This window comes from Bacillus sp. URHA0034 (genome assembly GCF_056280405.1).
The window spans coordinates 1,055,133-1,073,999 of sequence record NZ_JBWCDK010000002.1; the positions used below are offsets into that span (position 1 = coordinate 1,055,133).

Consider the following 18,867-nt stretch of genomic DNA (forward strand, 5'->3'; position numbering starts at 1 on the left):
TCATATCCTGATGGTGTCAGGCACCCGTTGAATATTTGCCAAATTAATAGAATAAATGGTTCTTACATTCGACTATTTCCGTAAGCATAACATGGTATGATTCAAATTAAGGGGTGATTATGTATGGGGTGGTTTGGCCGAAGCTATAAAAACTTTGATTTTGAAATGTTTTCCGTAAGCCATTTTATCGTTATTGCCCTTTTAGTCATTGGTGCAACATGCTTATTTTTGTACAGAGATAAACTGAGGCCTAAAAACTTAAGACCTTGGGAGATTGGAGCAGCCATTTCGCTAATTATAATAGAAGCAACCTATCATGTTTGGATGTTGATCAATGGCAGTTGGCATGTTAGTCATGCGATCCCACTAGAACTATGCAGTATTAGCCTCATATTAACAGTGATACTCTTGCTATCTAAAAAGAAGATCATCTACGAAATTTTGTTATTTACAGCTTTGTTGGGTGCATCACAGGCGATTTTTACTCCGTTACTAAATTATGATTTCCCACATTTTCGATTTTTTCATTTCTTTTATACACACTTAATGAGTATTTTGGTTCCACTCTATTTTACTTGGGTGAAAGGATATCGGCCAACGATTTGGTCAGTTTTGAAGTTATTTATCTTTTTAAATGTCCTGATGCCGATTATTATGCTCATTAATAAATTGGTTGGGGGGAATTATATGTTCTTAAGCTACAAACCAAACAGCACGAGCTTGTTAGATGTTCTCGGCCCCTACCCGTGGTATATCTTATCATTGGAAGGTTTATTAATTTCATTAAGCTTAATTGTTTGGGCCCTATTTCGTGAAAAAGCAGCAAGACAAACGGAGGTGGAGAGGAACTTCCCTTTGCCTTAACCGATCTTTTTATTGACCTTTTCTAATTTAATTATTATAATAAATAACGTTCCTAATAAATGTCCCGATAGCTCAGCACGTTTGAGTACGCTTCGGTGATTTTGCTACAGCGTACTGCTCGAGCCGCTTCTTGATTAATCTTTCTAAGATAAGGACGGGTTATATTCGTTATTTGAAGGAAACAAAGTACATTCTTTTCAATTTGTCCCGATAGCTCAGCAGGATAGAGCAACAGTTTCCTAAACTGTAGGTCGGAGGTTCGAATCCTCTTCGGGACGTACTTTTAAGAATACGCTATGTTATCGTATTTGTTACCGTTCAATCATACGGGACAATTACGTGACATAGCGTTTTTTTTTCTTTGTCTGTAGGACGTGATTTTTATGACTGTGGGACAGATTTTTGTAGCTGTAGGACGCCTCGGTAAAACTCTAGGAGGTATTAAGAAACCCATGAAACGTAAATTTATCGGTGAAAGAGGTCCTAAAGCTTCGTCACAGGACCGACAGACTAGTGATGTCCTATATACCATTGAGGAAGCATTACAACTCTTTTTACGAGCTAAAACACTGAAGGCGTCAGACCAGGAACAATAAAAGGGTATCACGAGATTTTCCGTTATTTTCGTCAATGGTTAGATAAAGACATCTCAAATATCGATGAAATTTCTGCAGACATAATTCGTAATTACATTAATTATCTAAGAACGGAAAGAACTCCTTATGCTGAGGATCCTAAACGTAAGCGTAGTGGAAAGGGATTATCTGTTTATACAATTAACATTCGTATTCGTGGTCTAAGTACGTTGTTTCGCTTTCTTTTTAATGAGGGTATTATTCCGATTAATCCCATGAAGAATATAGCGCAAGTGCGGGATGATGCCCACGAAGAGGTTCCAGGCATACCCGACAGTCAGATTGATGCTATTCTCGCCTCTTATGATGACAGACAGTTCGCTCAGTGGCGTGATAAAACGCTCATACTATTGTTGCTGGATACAGGTCTTCGAATCAATGAAGCATTATCCTTAACATCGGATCAAGTAAATTTCAAGGAATCATCAATTACCGTATCTTCCCAAATAGCTAAAAATCGAAAGTCCCGAGATATTCCTATTAGTCGTGAGGTTGCGAAAAGATTGCGACAACTTTTAGACGAGACACAACAATATTTTGGAGAAGACTGTAAAATTTTCATGAACGCTTATGGTGAAGACTTTACTGCAGATGCCTTTAGGAGAAGATTAAATCGGCTGAAGAAAAAGCTAAACATAACAACACTGCACCCACATATGTTTCGACATACTTTCGCTAGAAACTATGTGTTAAATGGTGGAGATATTTTTACGCTACAACGGATATTAGACCATGCGGACATACAGACAACCCGCAAATACGTTCAAATGGATAATGAACATATTCGTGAGCAGCATAATAAATTTTCCCCATTACGTAACATTATAAAAAGGAATGGTATTCGTATATAAAAAAAGGCCGTCCAAATTGGGCGGCTTTAACTTTTTATTATTATTTAATCCACTCAACAAAACTTGGAAGACGTAATAAGCCTGCCTTCGTTAAGTTACGATATTTGACACGACACTTTACAGGCTCAATAAACGCAAAGTCATTTTCTTCACGAATTACCGGCTTTCCATAAACTTGCGTTCGAACCAATGCAGGTATACCAAGTTCCATAACGCCAGCGTAACGGCCATCATCGTATGTTAACAGTAATCCGCTCTCCTTAGGCTGCTTACGATAGCCAACGACATATACATCTAAGTATTGATAGTTAATTACCTTCAGCCATGAATTTGAACGTTTACCGACTTCATAACGTGAGTCCTTACGTTTTAATACGATACCTTCGAGGGCTTGCTCCTTAATAGCGTCGAAATACGCTTCACCATGCCCCTCAATGAACTGCGTCTTAGCAATCATCGTATTATCCTCCGGCACTATCTCTGTAAGTACTTCTTTACGTTTAAGTAACGGTAAGTTTGTGATACGTTTACCTTTGTGCTGGATCACGTCAAAAGCGACGAAGATTATCGGTGTTTTATCCTTAGAACTCATAAAACGACTCATTACGGCTTCAAAGTCAGGCTTGCCATATTTATCACTAACAATTAGTTCACCATCAAGCACGGTACCTGGCGGAATGTTGAAATTGTGAATTTCGGGGAATTTCGATGTGATTTCGTTATTGTGTCGTGAATACAAACGTGCTTTTCCTGCCTCATCGACAGAATATATTAAACGAATGCCGTCAAGTTTTAGTTCTGTAATGTAATCATCGGAATCGAACGGTTGATCCGCTTTATGCAATAGCATTGGCGAAATAAACATATAAACACCTCGCCTACTATCCTATCAGATATGAACTGTAAAATTAATGGAAACTAATGGTGCATACTTATTCTTTCCTCATAAATAAACGTGATAAGGACCAGCCACCACTATAAAATCATTTTTTTCTATTTCTTAAAATATAGAAAAGCGAGCCATTATGACTCGCCTGAATTGAAATACCAATTTCTTATTGCTTAAGAAACACGTTCTTCATTAGTTATTTGTATTGTTATTTTTGCAATATATACATTTGAAGGACTAATTGCCTCATCTAACATATAATCCCCTATATTAGTAAAGAGAGTTTGAAATACCTCCTGAGCTCTTTGTTTAGTTTTAAAAGTATTAGCCTGAAATAAATCACTGGTCAAATGAATTGAGCCCTCTCCTAATGTATTATAACGTACATAATCATTTCCGTGTTTTAAAACGTAAAACTCTTGTTCCATAGTAGACATCTCCTTTTATTCCATATTTCCATTTAAAATATATACATAATGTTACAAAAAATACAAATTTTTTAACCTAATAAAATATCAAAGGAACATCAATCTTTTAGTCAATATTATAAGTGTTTTGTGTTCACCAATTTGTCGAAAGGGATATACGTCCATTTATCAAATTCTTCCGTAAAGAGAGGAGGTGTATGATGACAAAATTAATTACCTTCGATAGAGCAAAGGCCGAAATTAAACGAGTGCAGCATTATGTCGATTTAGTAGAATCTTACGAAGCAGATACGTTGGATCGAACAATAATTAAGGAATACGCAATTACGAATAGCATCGAAAAGGTAAAAAAAAAATTGAATATTGACAAGGTATACGTAACATCTGTAATAAACCGTAAGGGATCCGATGAACTCCATAAATTGGTTAAATCAGGGTATATGTTACGAACTAGACATAGCAGGAACCAATAAAACACCTCATGCAGTGCTTTTCTATCATTAATTCTACATAAAAAAGGTATAGACAGCAAAAATTACCAATGGTATCCTACTAATGTATTAAATACACCACCTTTGGAGTGAAGAAGATGCTAGAAACAAGTAAAATAATTAGTCTAATTTTACGTGCTTCAGCTGGACCGATTAAAAGGCGTGCTGAAAGAAATGAAATTGTTATTAGTATACTAAAGCAACTTAAACTTGACCCTACTCATCCCCCCGCTGATTTTGATTCTGTATATGCTTATACACTTGTAGAGTTTGGAGTAGGTCACCCTAAAATAATCCTTGAATTTTTTCGTAATACAATAGTAAAAGAAACATTTCAAAAAGCCTTTATTGAGGCAAATCCTTCCTACTTTTTGCAGGAAAGTCAAGAATTTCTCGAATGGCATGACCTTGGTGGAGAATTTAAAAAAATAGATGTAGATCCTCGAAAGGAGTTTGCAGCTTTTTCAGCTGTCTTTAGTACAATTGTAGCTAAAACACGTACACCTGCAGATGTCCAAAGAGATCATATGCTTTCAAAAATCCAAAATGATTTACATAATAATGTAACTGAAATTTTAGCATCGTTAAAACCATTGGATACATTGGACAGAATTTGGGAAGAAATTAAAAATATCACTAATTTTTCACACAGACAGTTTTCACCAATCACAACCAGTGATAAACTCAAGGTTTACATTAGCTCTTTGGCTTCAGAATTTAGGGATATTAATGAGCTTTTAATTAGTAACTTAAAAGAACGGGGCACTGAGGTACAAGTATTTAATGACGATAATGGTGCCATGCCGATAAGTAAAGATGAAAAATACAAATTAGAGTTGAATGACTGCGATATCTATATAGGATTATTTGGGGAAAAATATAGTCAACAAGTGGTGGATGAATATCATTTTGCGAGAACATTACGAAAACCATGTTTTATCTACGTTCGTGATAAAGGAATATCAAGAGATGTAGAATTGGAAAACTTTTTAGAAAAAGAAATATTCAATATAAATAAAGGCGTTACCAGCATATTTTTTGAAAAAGCCTTACAACTACCTAGCCAAGTTACCGAGGATATTATGATGTGGTTAGTTAGACAACATAGGGAAATGACTGCTGAAATAAATCAAGCAAATCTTTCAGAAGATGAAATTAAAAAACTAAAAGAGCAAGTTAAGAGGTTACAAGCTTCTAGTAACAAAGAGTTACCATCTGGAACTGAAATTGACTTTTTCTCAAATCAAATGAGAGTATGGTTTGAAGCAATTGGATATCGAATTGAAAGTATCGAAATCGAAGAAAAAGAGTATTTCGACTGGATAATAAACGTACCAAAACGAAGAGGATACGATAGGATACTTGTTCGTGGAATTATTGGCGAAATTGAAGCCAGTCATGTTAGAAATCTAAACGACAGTTTGGAAAACAAAGATGAAGGATGGTTAGTTTCTTCTCGTCGGGTGAGTCAAATTGCTAAAAAAATGGTTACCCAGCGAGAATATTCTAAAATCTTATGTTTTACTTTTGATGAATTGTTAGACGAACATGCCGATTTCTCTGGATATTTAGATTGGCTTGAAAATGAAATAAATCAGAGAAAAATAAATACAAACTATGTCCCATTAGCATGTATCAAAGAGGAATTTGATCCTAATTCTAAAGAAAAAATTGGGGAAAGTTTATACAATAAAGAAAATGGATGGATTGAAGGATATATTGACCGTTGGCTTGATGATCCTGCTAAAAAACATATTTCTATTTTGGGAGAGTTTGGTACAGGTAAGACCTGGTTAACCATGCATTATGCAAGTCAAATGCTAGAAAGATATCGTACTGCAAAGAATAGAGGTATTAGCCGCCCACGTATACCTTTAGTTATTTCTTTAAGAGATTATGCAAAAGCAGTTTCTGTCGAATCACTATTTTCAGAGTTCTTTTTTAGAAAACATCAAGTCCCCCTTCCTCATTACCAGGCTTTTCAAGTTTTAAATAGAATGGGAAAATTCATATTGATATTTGATGGATTCGATGAGATGGCGTCAAAGGTAGATAGACAAAAAATGATTAATAATTTCTGGGAATTAGCGAAAACAGCTGTCCCTTCAGCTAAAATTATTCTTACTTGCCGAACAGAACATTTCCCGGACGCAATGGAGGGAAGAAGCCTGTTAAATGCTGAGCTCAAAGCTTCTACTTCTGCTTTAACTGGGGAACCCCCGCAATTTGAGGTACTTCAGTTACAAAGATTTGATGAAGAACAAATTAGACAGGTGTTATCAAAAAAGACTAATAAAAGTATTGTTGACAAGATAATGGATAACAAAGAACTGCTTGATCTAGTTTCTAGACCAGTAATGACTGAGTTTGTTTTAGAAGCATTACCGGATATTGAGGATGGAAAATCAATTGATTTATCCAGGGTATATCTTTATGCAATTGAAAGAAAGCTGAATCGAGATATTAAAGCAGAAAGAACCTTTACTTCATTAGCGGATAAACTATACTTTATGTCTGAGTTATCTTGGGAAATGCTAAGTAAAGATCAAATGAGTCTTAATTATAAAATGTTCCCTGAACGTATTAGGAAATTATTTGGTCCAGTGGTTCAGGAACAAAAGGATTTAGACCATTGGCATTATGATATGATGGGGCAAACTCTACTTATCCGAAATTCTGATGGTGATTACACGCCTGCACATCGTTCTTTGTTAGAGTTCTTTGTAGCTTACAAATTTATTGCACAACTCGGACTTTTAGAAGATGATTTTTATGATTGCGCTCGAGAATCTTCTTTTATTGATGTTAACCAACCGCCAGTCAATTATAGATGGTCAGAATATTTCCAAAGAGAGACAGTTGATAGGCAAATTAAACTTATTCCCCCACTGCAAACATTTAATATTGAAAGTATTGATGTATTATTAAATGGATTTGGAAAAACAATCCTTACAAAAGCAGTTATAGATCTAATGGTAAATATGATAAATAAGGAAGAATCTAAAAAAGTTCTTTTAGAATTAATCCAATTTACTAAAGGAAAAAATAAAGCAGAATGTGGTTATTTAGGAAGCAATGCAGCAATGTTACTACTATCGTTACAAAAAGATGCTTTAAAGGGCGAAGACCTCTCAAATACGGACCTATCTGGAATGCACATACCAGATGTTGAAAATGCATCTGAAGTAGATTTTAGTGATACTTGTTTTGAAAATGCTAATCTATCAAATTGTAACTTAGAATTTGTAACTATGAGAGGGGCATCTCTAAAAAATTGTAACATGATTAATACAACAGTCCTTAGGTGGAAGGGTTGGATTACCCAATTAGATGCAGAGAAAGAAAAGAAACTTAATATTTACTACAACGATTCTTTTCCTTTATTACCGAATGTTCCAGAATTACCATTTGATATAAAAGATGGTGAAATTGTAATCGCACTAAGCAAAGAATCAGAATTTATATGGCATTATCGCTTTGAAAGTGATTATATTGTTGATATAAAACTTGTAGGAGATTGTTTTCATGTACTAACTATTGAAGGGCAATTGGTAGGGTTAGACTTATCAACTGGCCAACCGCATACTGTGGAAAAGAGTACCATTTATAAGTGGGAAGATGCCGATGTTTCAGGTGTTATGGGATTGGACGATGATGAAATCCGCTACGGACTGAAATTATTAAAAGCTAAAAATGTAGCAACACACGAATTTAATACAAAAACAAAAAGAATTTTTACTTTATCAAAAGCGGGAAAATCCAATTAATAAGGTTAAAGTCTATGGTGTGAGCCATAGGCTTTTTTATTTAATTAACCCTTTGGTCTGGTGAACCGGTGGCATCCTCACGTTTATAAGCTATTATACTTCCGTTTCTTCTTCGTTTAAGAATAGGTTGACAACATAACTTTATCTTTTTATCATAAAAAATGACCGCCATTTAGACGATCATCATATTAAAGTTTAAACAAAGAATTAAAACCTTACTGAATGGTCCTTGCTGGCTCTTAATCCAACTATCTTTACCATAGATCAACGAATTGTGAACTTGAGATAGCGGTACTTTTGGTACTGCCTTTTGAGTTAAAGAAATTACCATTCCATATTTTCTAATCTGTCATCCAACTCCAAACTATAAGAAATAAACTCATCTAACCTTTCATCAGACTCCACCGCTTTTTGATATTCTTTAATAGTTAACTCATCATAGCTTATGTCTAGTCCGGATAAAATAATTTTTCTGGGTCTTTTCCACTGATTAGAAGTATTAAGATATCCCTCAAACTCATCTATGACTTTACAAATATATTCAAAATTCATATCAGAAATTGAAAGAAATGAATAATCGACTTTTTTATCAAATTTAGACATTTGTACTGGTATTGCCCCTAGAATTCCAAAATGCACATAAAAGGATCCATTATTCTTCTCAAACTCTCCATGAGCAGATTTGTTACGAAAACTTTCTTTAATTAACTTTAACATACGAAAATGGTTTGCTAAATCTCTATTTTCCGAAGGGTTAAATATTATATTGAATTTTTCTGACCAGTCTTTAGAAATAAAATCTGAAAGCTTTTCATTCTCCATATAGCACCCACAAAAAGGCAGTAATAGCACCATTAAATGCTCTTGATAACTAAAATAAGCATCTATCATGGCCTGGGCATTATAAGAACCTTCAATTAAGTACTTCCCCTCAGCATTTCTTATACGTAAAAATTCAGATAATGGGTCTATCGTTCTTTTCTTTCTTGGTTCTGCTCGTGTAAACAATTCTTCTGCATTGTCACGAAAGTATCTATATCTCCTCAAGATTAAAGATGACTGATTTTCCAAAGTAACTTTCCCCTCGTTAACCATTGCCTCAATTAAGGGAGCCCATAGCCTATCGGCTATCTTAACAGAACTATTTAATCTTCTTAATAACTCTTGTGCTACCGTTTTATCCTTGGTTAAAAGCGTTAAGCTAAAACCACGTTTACTAACCCTAAAGAAACAATTATAGTCTTTAAAATTAAAAGGAATTATCCAGAGAATTTTTTCCATCGGACGATATTCATAAGGAATTCCCTTTAAATAAACTAAGGTAATAAAAACCATATAATTTAAGGGAAACTTTATACCCAAAAGCTTTTCAACATTCCACTCGGTATAGTATGAACTTTCCTCTTTCTCATCTTCATGTTTTTTTATATTCGAAAAATCCCTCGTCGCCATTTCAAAACTTCTCCATTGGCCCGGATTGTTCTCTTTTATATATTTAATAATTTTTTCTTCCATTTTTATAATCCTCACCAACATAGTAGGTTTAATATTTAATTTTGCCTTATTATCCAACAAAAATAGTAATCTGATGCAATGTAACTAACGTGTTTGATTATTTAAACAAACCCCTAGATTTCTGATTTTGAAAAACATTTTGTGGATCCCTTTGGCTATTTGTGCGGGATGGCTTTCCAGAAACGAGTGCACCTTCCCCTTCCAACACGTTAGGTTTCGAGATTCGACTTTCATGCGTGCGTTACACCAGGCATATTGCGATATGAAATGCCCCCTTTGTTCGTGATAGGGTACCCCCTGTCCTAACAACTATATTTCCAAATAACATACCCTTGAAGTTTCAAAACTTTAATCTTACCGTGAATATCTATGGATGTTACTGAAGCTGATAAGCTTTGATTACATCACCGAGCCGATAGGCGAAGGTTATTACGTCATATACTTTCTCTTAAGACCTATACGCCTCTAACCCTTGATAAGACTGGTTTTCTCAAGGATTTTAGCACGGCCTTCTTGCTAAATTTATTAGTCATAGTCATACCCTTAATTGAATCGATTAAAATCAGCCGTTGTAATTCGTCATGGTTCCTGACTCCACGTCCATAGCGTCCATCATCAGGCACATGACAGCTCAACACCTTCCCCATCATTTTAATACGGTTCCCCCGATTAATCTATTGATCCATACTCATACTTCTATATTTTGTTTACCGAACAGTTTGTCTACATTATCGAATGTTTTGTCTAGGGAACATAAAAAATGACCGCCATTTAGACGATCATCGTTTATTAAACTAAAGCACACAGTTAGCTTAAAAGGGTTGAATCTTTCACTCTTTCTCCAACCCCTTGCATCTCCTTTTTACCAATAAAACGTAAAGATTGTTTATTTTTATTATAAGGTTTTTATATATTACTGATCTATCTTATCAATAGCGATACCAGGAATAGATATCTTCCCTCCAATCGTAGAATCGTAACTGATTAAACCAGTCGATGTTCCATAAATAGTAATCATATCATCCTCTAAAACTCTGGATGAAACAGTGGAAGCATCAAATGCTCCAAATAGAATAGTATCGTAATTATCATTTACAGCTAGTCTAATTTGAGTTTCACCATCACCTTCAATGACTTGAACCACTTTACCACGGAATTTCACTTTTTCAGCAGTATATTTATCAGGTGTTCTTGCTAACTGATCGTATGTAATTCCTGTATTGTAGCCTAGCTTTGCTTTCGCTTCTTCGGCAGCTTTTGCTTTGGCTTCTGCATCGGCTTTAGCTTTCGTTTCCACCTCTTGCTTTGCCTTTTCTGATGCTAAACGTTTTTCTTCTACAGCTTTTGCTTCTGCCTCCTTTTGCTTCCGCTCTTCATCTTTCAATTTAAAAAATGGAGCTGCTTCATCTACTTTCGATTGTAGATCTTTGTTTTTCGTTTCTAAACCTGCTACTGTTTCAGTTTTAGTTGAAAGTTCTGTCTTTAATTTGACCACTTTTGCATTCGCACTATCTAGTTGCTCCTGTGAAGGACCGCCGGATGCTCCAATTATCAATGCAATCAATGCAGTTAGCACATACCTCCATCTCTTTTTTAAAAATCCTGAAACCTTCATTTTGTAAGTCCCCCTAATATATTTGTATTAGACAACAGTTTAATTTTACCAAATTAATAGAAAAAAAGGACTAATAATAAGTATTTTCTAGGAAAAAAGTACTTTGATCTAAACTAACCCGCCACGTTAATTTTAAAACACCCCGAGATTTCTGATTCCGTTTAAAATTTTTCGAACGATTTTGCTAGTTCACTCTCCAACTCGCCAAGGTTTTGAAATTTCCCCATAATATGTTCGTTACACTAGGCATAGTTCGATATGGCATCAATGGATTGTTCGTGATATGGTACCCGTTTTACCCCATTGATCCATTCTTCTTAGTTCCTCTTCTCGGTTTACCAAACGTTTGAAACCCAATCTAAGTTGCACACAAAAAAATGACCGCCATTTTTGACGATCATCGTTTTTAAAGTAATGCCGTTACTTGAATAAGAAAAAGCTTTACTCGTATTTATGAAGTAAAACCCCCTTTTCATTCAATAATTTGAAATATATATCAGGGTTAGTTACATACCCCGTTTCAGGTACTTATTTAATCTCCAATATTTCCTTCATATACTTTTTAAATGCATCATTTTTCCAGAATCCCAGCCGAATCCCGTCAATTCCTCTAGTCATCAGAATATAGTAAATATTCAACACAAATAAGGTAAACTCTTGTGCATTTTCCGGGCTTTCATCGTTTTTGGAGAACTTCCCGTTTACATTATGAAAATTCTCTGGATTGCCGAATAACCGGCCCTTTGCGTCTACTTGAAGATCATTGCCGACTAAAACGCCGACTTTATTCAAATCGATTCCCTGAACTGCAAAGACGGAGCCAATTTGGTCCTCAGCATCAGCATCCTCTGAATAAATCCAATTTTCTTGAGTGGAATTCCATCTTCGTTTGATATTTCCTTCATGCCAATGAGTGATTGACGGGTCTTTGCCATCAGCCTGCTTCCAAGGTTCAACTAATCCACCTAGCACACGGTTTATATGTTCAGGATTGAAATTTCTATCTTCTTCTACCCAGTCAATCAAATTCTTTAAAGGTTCTGTTTCGAAATATCCAAAATAAGCATCCGCATCAGAATCATGAAACACGGCTCTGTTAAAATCCGGGTTAAAATTCGTTTGTTCTAATAGACCTGTATCCTTATACAAAAGATATTTTATGCCATTTACGAAATCTTCTGATGTATAGTTCTTTCCTGCTGAAGCTTGGATTCTAAATTGCGTTGTTAAGTATCTCTTTTCAAAGTCTTGGGTTGCTTCATTGAATTGCGCACGTGTCATATTGGCAGGGCGAATAGCTTGCAATACGTCATACATTAATACGATTTGACGGCCTAATTTTTTTAAAGCATCCAAGTGGTTCTCATCCTGGGCAAATCTTGCCTTATACACTTTGTTGAAAGATGCCATTTGCTTGGAAAATCTTCTAGAAAGCTTATGAGATTCGTCAACAATTACAACATCATAATTTTCATCGGCATTAATCAGCTGTGTCGAGGTAGCAAGTGTTAGGTTACTGTTGTTCATTCCATATACTCTAAAGATATCCTTTGCCGTTTTAATCCAATTAGGCTGCAAAACGACTGCTATTCGCTGATTAGGGTTTTCTTTCAACAGCTTAGCTACCAAATGAGTCAGCAATACGGTTTTGCCAGTCCCTGCATCGCCATTAATCACAAAGCTTTTATCAGGATTCGATTCAATCTCCTTAAGAAAGTCCATTTGCTGGATTGTTAATTCTTTGATAGGGCTATATTTGACCAGTGCTCCATTGCGCAACTCCTCTAAAGTCGGTGTGCTTACCCATCCATTAGGGTATAGCTCTTTATCCCAAAAAGGCAAAATGACTTCTGAAGCAACCTTTTCTCGGTCTCGGTAGTCATTGACGCTGTTGCCATTGGTCCGATTAATAATCTCATCATTATCATATTGAACCAGCTGCTTTTTAGATTTTGGATTGTCGGCCAAAAAGTAGGTTATCAGCTTGCTTTCGACATCATCTAAGGCTGAACCGTTGAAATAGGATGAAATAAGAATAATTACTTGTTCGAAATCTGCTATATTAAATTTTTCCTCTTGACCATTGTAATGCTGCTTATTCCGCTCAGTAAAGTGTTTCGTTTGTCCAATGTAAATCTTTTTCGATTTCGTTCCTTTGTAGATATAAACGACATTGCCATTTCTGAGAATACTTTGTTCAGGATGGCGAAGTTTATTGAAACCTTCCAATTCTCCATTTTTCACTTTCAATGTTATACAGTTGTACTTAGCCACTGCTTAATCCACCTCATCCAATTCATTATATTTCTTTTTTTGACCAAAGCTTTTGGGAACTGGATATTTTCGGGCATTTTTAATCAATTTTTCAGCGATGATTTCATCAATATCAAATCCTAGATTATCGGCCATCATATAAGAGTAAATCAGCACATCTGCCAGTTCTTCTTTGAGTCGCTCAGGATTTTCCTTGGATTCCTCTGGTGTTTTCCATTGAAATAATTCCAATAATTCATTTGCTTCTAAAGAGATGGAAATGGCCAGATCTTTTTCATTATGAAATTGCCGCCAGTTGCGCTCATCTCTAAATTGATTAATCCGCTGCATTGATTCACTCATATTAATTTCCTTTCATACCTTCCAGAATATGTTTCCTTTTCTCTGGATTATTGAACCAGATATAGGTTTCTTTTCTAGCAATCCTTCCAAATTTATGTACATATTTAGTTTATGTTACGAACCTTCCTTCTTCAACTATCCTGCCCGTTAGCCCTCCATGAAGCACAGCTTCACCACAAAGGAAGGAATTTTAAACATTTCTTCCATGGTAGTTCAACAAGAAAAAAATGACCGCCACAGCGATCATCAGCCTGAACATAAGTACTTTAAGTACAATGGTTCACACTCTCCTCTTGTAAAACAGAATAAATTACATTGTTTAATCAGTTTTTTATTTATTCCTTACCAGTAAATTGTCTAATTACCCTTCCTATTTTGTCTGAATTCATATGAAGTATTTTATGAATTGCTTTAATATATCTATAATAGGCGTATATTAGTTCTAACCCTTCAATAATATTCATATTCAAGCTTTCCCGATTAATAGCAAGCTCTTTTCTTATACTTTCCTCGTCTATACTCATAAAATGTTGATAATATTTTACATTAGGCATTTTATCAAACCCTTTTTTTGTAAACAGCAATCTCTCATAATCCTCTAAATCATTAACTGACATCTCGGTTATACTTATAAATTCTCTTAACTCATATCGATAATTTGCAAACCATAAAGCAAACATCCTATCCTCCGAATCATTCATTACTTCTAGAATTTTAATCAAATGATTTAATGTTGTAATATCATTAAATAAATAATAATCATCATGGTCGACTATTCTTAAACTTGTAAACAATTTTTGGTACTCTGTAGGAAGTGTGTTAAATTTTTTTAAAGTCCAAAACTCATAAATTGAATCATAACAATCCAAAGCATAATCTAAATTCTTTGACCCTTTAACAACGATATCAAAAACTGGTTTTTCAAGTTTCCTAAATAATTGAACAACTTCTTCTAATTTCTTTTTATTTGCTTGAGCGATTGCCCTTCTTGTAACACCATACCTACTCACAAAGTACCATAAAAAAATTATTAAAATAAATACAACAAATGAGGATAATTTCGGAAAAACGTTATTCCAAAGTAAAATAAATAAATTGTACCATTGGTGTTTTATTGTTTCTATACCAACAGGTATGTAAGAGTAATACAATGTAAAAATTGTCAATGCAGCTGCTAATATCGAACCATTAGATTTTAATAAGAAGAAAGGAAAAAGGGAAAAAGATTTTATCCTCTCAGTTAATGTGGGAGCTGTAAGATAGCGTAAAAGATTGCGATTATCCCAATAAATCCCAGTTCTAATCGTTCCCATTCTAAGGTAATAATAAAACTTATTAAAACCATAATTAAATCGTATTAACTTTATAAGTATCCTTTTTTTCCTAATAAACCGTACTGTTAACTCCGTATAAATAGAATTTACAACTTTATTTAGACTTGAGAGAACTATGGTCCAAAATAGTGTAATGATAAAAAGTTCAATAAGATATATTGCATACAGTCCAAACAATTTCTTTGACCATTGCAGGCTGGAATTAAACCCTTTTATTATAGAAGCAATTTCTATAGGGGAATGAATAACCAACAACCATATCAACACAAAAAAGAATAGGCAAATTACAACAAGGTTAAATATTAGAGTATCCTCCATTTTCCTCATAAACTTTTTTAACATCCTCTCATCTTAAAACCGTTAAATACATTTTCTGTATACCCCAGAAAAATCTGTCCTATGTTATACTGCCACGATATTTAAGTGTAATTTTTCACAATCTCATTTGATCGTCGATATAAAGTACAATGATCATCCTTCAAAAAGAAGAAATATGATTATTAGAAAAATACCTTCAAAAGATACGGAACAAAAAAAGAAGTAGGGAAAGCCCTACTTCTTACCAATGCATTTACTTTATGGATATCAAAATCAGGCAGTTAATACCAATAACGCAAACTCGACTCTTTACGTTTAATACTGCGAAACGGGTTTTCCCCAGTACCTTCCAATGAGAAAATGTATTCATCAACCTCATTGCCCAAAATATCACTATCATCATAAATAAAGCATCTTAGCGTATCCCTGTTAATTTCTATACTTTCTTCACTTTCAATATGGTTTAAAATACGGTCCCGCAAAGCGGAATTGATTGAATTAATCAAGCCAACCCCTTCATGGTCATCTCTATCCCGCAAATGAAGGATATTCTCCTCTTGATCATAAGCATAGTAAAAAACAGCTTTTTTTAAAGTATCATAGCCTTTTAAAGTTCCCTCAATAGTTAGTTGACGCTCCATAATTAACACTCCTCGTCAGACCTTAGGTAATTTTGATTACTTCAATTACTAAAAATTATTCGATGTGATATCCAATTATGACAAGCCCTCACTTAAAGTGGGAAACCCCATATTCCCGAAAAATAACATTTAGAATATTTTCCATTTATATTCCCGTTCCTTCTAAAACTAAACTGCCCGTTAGTGGAACAAGAACATTGCTATTACTGCGTCTTCTGCTCGAATAGCGAACAAAATAATTAACTTAGCAAGTCTAAATTTTCGACCTTTCAACATATAATGGAATAAATAAATATTTGAAATTATAAAGAGAGGAATACACCAATGAGCGAAATAAAACTTCTTTTATCGAAAGAAATCGGTCGACTAATTGATGATATTTATAAATGTAACAACGAAACTTTTAGGGAAATGATTTTAATAGATATAATTTTATTAAATGACGCTATTATGCATGATGATATGGATTTTTAGTTTTCAATTATGTCGCTATATGGGTCAAATACGAAGTTAATAAACAAGTTCTTCTTCGAGTAACCTGCCCGTTCGTATTATAAGGTTAGCCAGAATGCTAAATATTTCTGGTTGACCATTTTTTATATGGTTTTATTATAACAGTAGCCAGGGTAGAACGTCCCTGCCCGTGGGACTTTGATCCCGTCAAGTAAACCGTTCGCCCCCTACTGGTAGAAACATGTTTGAGGCTGGTTGGGACTGAGATCTCGTATAACAAGCGAAGCTATGATACTACTAGGAGGAATTAGGGGTTACTGGCAAGTTCAATTTTTAGGAGGAGATTTAGAATGAATCCAGTCGTTAGTCTGGATATATCAAAAGGAAAAAGTGAAGTTCAGGCTTTTTTAGACAAGGGAAAACCTTACGGTAAAAGCTTTAGTATCAACCATGATCTTGATGGGCTAGGTCATTACTTGAGTTTCTGGAAAGTATAAAAGATAAAGCTGGTATTCAACCTCCAGTAGTTTTAGAAGCTACAGGACATTACCATACACCAGTTGTTCAGTTTCTAGAGCAACATCAATATTTATTAATCATCGTAAATCCATTGATCTCTCACAGAGCCAAAAGTGCTAGTTTACGAAAAGTTAAAACGGATGCCATCGATGCCTATCGTCTTTGTGAGCTTTACTATAAAGAGGATTTAGAGCCGTACAAAAAACGTGGAATTCTACTCTTAAACCTTCGTAATCTCACAAGGCAACATGAGAATATAACGGGGATGTATGTTCAAACTAAACTGCAATTTCAAGCTGTTCTAGATCAAATATTCCCTGAATATCAAGGTGTTTTTGGGGACTTATATTCTGTTGTGTCGTTGCTTACTCTGCAAGCATACCCAGCATCTGAAGATATTTTAGCTGTTAGTGAAGTAATATTAACTAATAAAATCAAGGAATTATGTAAAAGTCGTTCAATAAGATGGGCAAAAGAAAAAGCTCAACAACTTAAGAAAGCAGCAACAAAGAATCCGTTTCAAAAGACACTATATCATAGTCATTTACTGAGTCTTAGTATGTATATTAATATGCTTCTTCAATACAAAGAGCATCTATCAGAGTTGGAGGCTGAGATAGATACTCTCGCAAAGGAAATTGAAGAATATAAGATTATCCAATCTATCCCTGGTATCGGTGAAAAAATCGCTGCAACGATAATTTCTGAAATTGGAGAGATAGATCGGTTTAATCACCCAAAAAAGCTTGTCGCATTCGCTGGAGTGGATCCAGAGGTATTTGAATCAGGTAAATTTAAAGCTACTCTCGTTCGTATTACAAAACGTGGATCAAGCAGGTTACGGCACGCCTTATATATGGCTGTTCGCTCTGGGATTCGTGATTGTCGTAAACAGAAAACAACTGATGAAATTATCCCAAGAAACAAGAGATTAAGAGCGTTTTACGATAAGAAGCGTGAGGAAGGCAAACTTTATAAAGTCGCCGTTATTGCTTGTGTAAATAAGCTCTTACATTGGATTTATGCCATATTAAAAAACAGAACTACTTTCCAGGATATAGCCTAATTAAGATTTTCAGTTAAATAAGACAAAACCTTCCAATCATCAGTTAGTGGAAGGTTATTTGCATGCATATTTTTAGTATATCATGGCTAAATTTTATTTTTTATTGAAAAATATTGACAAACTATTAGCTGGTTTAGTTTAACATCCCCCCGATATTTCCGATTCTGAAAAAATTTTTTTGATGGATTTGGATATTTCAGCCGACTGATTTTACGGAAACAGAGGCATCTCTCCTTTCCAACTCGCCAAGGTTTCGAAATTTGCCCCTAAATGTACGTTACACCAGGCATAGTTCGATTTTGCATCAGGGCTTTGTTCATGATAGGGTAGCCCCCTCGTCCAAAAAGAAAGACCGCTATAAACGCTAGAAACGGTCTATCGTGCTGATTCAAATGTTAGCTGCTGCTTTCATTATAGTCCTGTTTAAGTGGATGATGATGGTGATGGTGGTGCTCGTGATGAACGACTACGAAGTCTTCATGTCGGCAGAACATTGTCGGTTCTGAGACATCCAGTGAACTACCATCAGACGAGAATCCGCCTGTGACGCTGACTAGAATTTCGTCTCCTGATTTTTCTACATCTCCGCTTACCGTTACGATCAAAGCACGTGGGTCGCCTGCTGCTGTGACAGCACTGTCTGCGATCGGAATGGGAGTGAACACAGGTACAGCAAACCCCCCAGCCGTGTTTGGAGGCAAGGTCATAGGGTTCGGAGGAAACAGCACTGCTAAAGGAGACGGAGGATAAACCGGACCTAGAGGCCAAATAACTTGGTCGATTCGTACCGTGGCAGTTAGCGTCCGATTTGTCTGGTTACTGAGCTTCACAATTACAATATTGCAGGGATTAGGTGGATGATGAG

General features: G+C 35.2%; 16 protein-coding genes, 1 tRNA gene and 2 pseudogenes. 10 read left to right on the forward strand and 9 right to left on the reverse strand.

All coding sequences use genetic code 11. From position 1 onward, the window contains the following. Positions 1 to 123: 123 nt before the first annotated feature. The 5 genes and pseudogenes from ACZ9EE_RS07135 (at position 124) to ACZ9EE_RS07155 (ending at position 2,350) form a co-directional block, all read left to right on the forward strand. Positions 124 to 864, forward strand: a complete 741-nt coding sequence (locus ACZ9EE_RS07135; protein ID WP_476025951.1) for a YwaF family protein — start codon at positions 124 to 126, stop codon at positions 862 to 864. 204 nt (positions 865 to 1,068) lie between these two features. After that, positions 1,069 to 1,142 (forward strand) — tRNA-Arg (locus ACZ9EE_RS07140). Positions 1,143 to 1,316: 174 nt separating this feature from the next. After that, a complete protein-coding gene (locus tag ACZ9EE_RS07145; protein WP_476025952.1) occupies positions 1,317 to 1,460 on the forward strand; it encodes a hypothetical protein in 144 nt (47 codons plus the stop codon). A 14-nt stretch (positions 1,461 to 1,474) separates the two neighbouring features. Next, positions 1,475 to 1,660: pseudogene (locus tag ACZ9EE_RS07150) on the forward strand (tyrosine-type recombinase/integrase); the annotation flags it as partial. Between the two features lie 54 nt (positions 1,661 to 1,714). Further along, the gene (locus ACZ9EE_RS07155) at positions 1,715 to 2,350 is read left to right on the forward strand and encodes a tyrosine-type recombinase/integrase (protein WP_476025953.1); all 636 of its coding nucleotides are present in this window, start codon (positions 1,715 to 1,717) and stop codon (positions 2,348 to 2,350) included. A gap of 40 nt (positions 2,351 to 2,390) precedes the next feature. On the opposite strand, the gene ACZ9EE_RS07160 is transcribed toward ACZ9EE_RS07155, so the two are convergent. Together ACZ9EE_RS07160 and ACZ9EE_RS07165 are read right to left on the reverse strand one after the other, a co-directional pair. After that, positions 2,391 to 3,215, reverse strand: a complete 825-nt coding sequence (locus ACZ9EE_RS07160) for an ATP-dependent DNA ligase (RefSeq protein ID WP_476025954.1) — start codon at positions 3,213 to 3,215, stop codon at positions 2,391 to 2,393. 197 nt (positions 3,216 to 3,412) lie between these two features. Continuing rightward, on the reverse strand, positions 3,413 to 3,667 hold the full coding sequence (locus tag ACZ9EE_RS07165) for a hypothetical protein (RefSeq protein ID WP_476025955.1): 255 nt from the start codon (positions 3,665 to 3,667) through the stop codon (positions 3,413 to 3,415). Positions 3,668 to 3,867: 200 nt separating this feature from the next. Between ACZ9EE_RS07165 and ACZ9EE_RS07170 the strand changes: the two genes are divergently transcribed. Together ACZ9EE_RS07170 and ACZ9EE_RS07175 are read left to right on the forward strand one after the other, a co-directional pair. Continuing rightward, entirely contained in the window at positions 3,868 to 4,140 is a 273-nt protein-coding gene (locus tag ACZ9EE_RS07170) for a hypothetical protein (protein WP_476025956.1), read from the forward strand. A gap of 116 nt (positions 4,141 to 4,256) precedes the next feature. Next, positions 4,257 to 7,925: an NACHT domain-containing protein gene (locus ACZ9EE_RS07175; protein ID WP_476025957.1), complete on the forward strand. Its 3,669-nt coding sequence runs from the start codon at positions 4,257 to 4,259 to the stop codon at positions 7,923 to 7,925. Positions 7,926 to 8,249: 324 nt separating this feature from the next. On the opposite strand, the gene ACZ9EE_RS07180 is transcribed toward ACZ9EE_RS07175, so the two are convergent. The 4 genes from ACZ9EE_RS07180 to ACZ9EE_RS07195 all read right to left on the reverse strand — a co-directional run bounded on the left by ACZ9EE_RS07180 (position 8,250) and on the right by ACZ9EE_RS07195 (position 13,671). After that, positions 8,250 to 9,440: a hypothetical protein gene (locus ACZ9EE_RS07180; protein WP_476025958.1), complete on the reverse strand. Its 1,191-nt coding sequence runs from the start codon at positions 9,438 to 9,440 to the stop codon at positions 8,250 to 8,252. A 913-nt stretch (positions 9,441 to 10,353) separates the two neighbouring features. Beyond that, on the reverse strand, positions 10,354 to 11,055 hold the full coding sequence (locus tag ACZ9EE_RS07185; RefSeq protein ID WP_476025959.1) for a toxin regulator: 702 nt from the start codon (positions 11,053 to 11,055) through the stop codon (positions 10,354 to 10,356). A gap of 528 nt (positions 11,056 to 11,583) precedes the next feature. Then, complete coding sequence (locus ACZ9EE_RS07190) at positions 11,584 to 13,329, reverse strand: DNA/RNA helicase domain-containing protein (protein WP_476025960.1); 1,746 nt, start codon at positions 13,327 to 13,329, stop codon at positions 11,584 to 11,586. Between the two features lie 3 nt (positions 13,330 to 13,332). Further along, positions 13,333 to 13,671, reverse strand: a complete 339-nt coding sequence (locus tag ACZ9EE_RS07195) for a nucleotide pyrophosphohydrolase (protein ID WP_476025961.1) — start codon at positions 13,669 to 13,671, stop codon at positions 13,333 to 13,335. Between the two features lie 205 nt (positions 13,672 to 13,876). Here ACZ9EE_RS07195 and ACZ9EE_RS07200 point away from each other — a divergent pair, with 205 nt between their 5' ends. Further along, complete coding sequence (locus ACZ9EE_RS07200) at positions 13,877 to 14,023, forward strand: hypothetical protein (protein ID WP_476025962.1); 147 nt, start codon at positions 13,877 to 13,879, stop codon at positions 14,021 to 14,023. Here the strand turns inward: ACZ9EE_RS07200 and ACZ9EE_RS07205 are convergent. Next, entirely contained in the window at positions 14,007 to 14,984 is a 978-nt protein-coding gene (locus ACZ9EE_RS07205) for a hypothetical protein (RefSeq protein ID WP_476025963.1), read from the reverse strand. The two genes, ACZ9EE_RS07200 and ACZ9EE_RS07205, sit on opposite strands and share 17 nt — an antisense overlap. Positions 14,985 to 15,604: 620 nt before the next feature. Continuing rightward, complete coding sequence (locus ACZ9EE_RS07210; RefSeq protein ID WP_476025964.1) at positions 15,605 to 15,964, reverse strand: hypothetical protein; 360 nt, start codon at positions 15,962 to 15,964, stop codon at positions 15,605 to 15,607. A gap of 324 nt (positions 15,965 to 16,288) precedes the next feature. Between ACZ9EE_RS07210 and ACZ9EE_RS07215 the strand changes: the two genes are divergently transcribed. Together ACZ9EE_RS07215 and ACZ9EE_RS07220 are read left to right on the forward strand one after the other, a co-directional pair. Beyond that, positions 16,289 to 16,438 (forward strand): hypothetical protein, encoded by a 150-nt coding sequence (locus tag ACZ9EE_RS07215; protein WP_476025965.1) that lies wholly within the window; start codon positions 16,289 to 16,291, stop codon positions 16,436 to 16,438. A 329-nt stretch (positions 16,439 to 16,767) separates the two neighbouring features. Beyond that, positions 16,768 to 18,002: pseudogene (locus ACZ9EE_RS07220) on the forward strand (IS110 family RNA-guided transposase). Positions 18,003 to 18,397: 395 nt separating this feature from the next. Here the strand turns inward: ACZ9EE_RS07220 and ACZ9EE_RS07225 are convergent. After that, entirely contained in the window at positions 18,398 to 18,709 is a 312-nt protein-coding gene (locus ACZ9EE_RS07225; protein ID WP_476025966.1) for a hypothetical protein, read from the reverse strand. Between the last annotated feature and the right edge of the window lie 158 nt (positions 18,710 to 18,867).